Origin of the sequence: Bacillus sp. JJ1764 (assembly GCF_036962145.1) — a bacterium.
Classification (GTDB): Bacteria; Bacillota; Bacilli; order Bacillales; family Cytobacillaceae; genus Neobacillus.
This window is the reverse complement of record NZ_JBALNY010000078.1, coordinates 18,397-19,271: the sequence shown is the minus strand read 5'-3', so window position 1 is coordinate 19,271 and position 875 is coordinate 18,397. Positions and strand designations below refer to the sequence as shown.

At 39.7% G+C, this 875-nt stretch carries 1 protein-coding gene; it reads left to right on the top strand.

All coding sequences use genetic code 11. The features are described 5' to 3' along the window. Positions 1 to 37 precede the first annotated feature (37 nt). Positions 38 to 709 (top strand): TVP38/TMEM64 family protein, encoded by a 672-nt coding sequence (locus V7083_RS12360; protein ID WP_335478108.1) that lies wholly within the window; start codon positions 38 to 40, stop codon positions 707 to 709. Positions 710 to 875 lie beyond the last annotated feature (166 nt).

The window sequence follows — 875 nt, the reverse complement described above, 5'->3', positions numbered from 1 at the left end:
AAGTTTAACAGAGCCTAAGTAAATAGGAAGGTGAAATATGGAATTAATCTCATCCAAAGAACAGCAGCCCATAGCGAAAACAATTTCGATTGTAACCTTGATTCTTTTTTTATTTCTAACAGGGATGTATTTGTATTTTGTCCATACAGGAACGGCAAAAGGATGGCTTGAAACGATTCGTCATCTGGGCATTTTCGGAGTAATCTTGGGTATTATCATTCAAACCTTGGTAAATGTCATACCGGCACCGGGTGAATTTGTCTCGCTATTTTTAATTGAAATCTATGGCCCAGTAGCCGGTGGCATCTATTCTTGGATTGGCGGGATCTTTGGAGCTGTTCTTGCCTATCAACTGTCAAAATGGATTGCCCGTCCGCTGATTGAACCGTTGGCAAAACCTTATTTGGTAAAAGTAGCTCGTTGGCTGGACAAACAAGGAGAAATCGGGCTGTTGATCATCCGATTTATCCCATTAGTTCCTTACCATTTTATCAATTATGCCTCGGGAATTTTGGGAGTAAATAGAAGGGCATTTCTTTGGACAACAGCCTTGGGTATCTTGCCGTATACAATTTCGGTGAGCAGCCTCTTTGCAGGTGTACGTCATGGAAGATTACTTCCATTTATGCTTGGAGGAGGACTGCTGATCTTAACGTCTATATTAAGTCTTGTTTTAAAAAGAAAATGGGATGTTAAAGGAGAAAAGTGAAGATGATAAAAATCATTTTTCTAATAGGTATTATTCTTATCTTCTATTGGTTTGTTCCTTATTTAATAACTCGGGTCTTTGGAATCGGAGTGATTAAGCGTAAGGGTTCTTCAACGGAAGTGGCATTTACCTTCGATGACGGTCCAAACCCAGTTTATACTCCGCA

Bases quoted from the DNA above. Each gene is read 5' to 3' on its own strand.
- V7083_RS12360 (WP_335478108.1), top strand. From the start codon at position 38: ATGGAATTAATCTCATCCAAAGAACAGCAGCCCATAGCGAAAACAATT.